Source organism: Aerococcus sp. L_32 (genome assembly GCF_050689315.1).
This window is the reverse complement of sequence record NZ_JBOEQF010001173.1, coordinates 1-568: the sequence shown is the minus strand read 5'-3', so window position 1 is coordinate 568 and position 568 is coordinate 1. Positions and strand designations below refer to the sequence as shown.

Below are 568 nucleotides of genomic sequence, written 5' to 3'. Positions count from 1 at the left end.
CCCTTCACGCTCGAATATTTCAGAACGTTTCACACGGAAAACGATATACAAGCTTCCTGCTGGTCCATTATTTTTACCAGCATTTCCTTGCCCGCTTAGGCGCATGCTTTGACCATCTTCAACACCGGCTGGTACGTTAACTTTAACTTTATGTGTTTCAGTTTCACGTCCAGCACCGTGGCAGTGGTGGCAAGCTTGGTCGAATACTTTCCCTTTACCTGAACATTCATGACATACAGATTGAGAAACCACGCGACCTAATGGTGTTTGTTGGTAAACTTTTTCAACACCAGAACCAGAACATGTTGGACAGGTATGAACCGCTGTACCTGGTTCAGCACCAGATCCTTCACATACTGTACAGTCTACTTCACGACGGTAAGAAATAGTTTCTTCAGTTCCGAAAATAGCTTCTTCAAATTCTAGGTCCATGTTGTATTGTAAGTCATCACCTTGTTGCGGTGCATTAGGGTTAGCCGTACGGCCGCCTCCACCGAAGCCACCACCGAAACCGCTGAATCCGCCGCCTCCGCCACCAAAGAATTGCTCAAAAATGTCTTCAAAGCCA

General features: G+C 46.3%; 1 protein-coding gene. It reads right to left on the bottom strand.

The window, feature by feature from the left end; translation table 11 throughout:
* Positions 1 to 568: DnaJ C-terminal domain-containing protein (locus ACRCJ0_RS18780; protein WP_431391716.1), on the bottom strand; the 568-nt coding region annotated here is incomplete at both ends.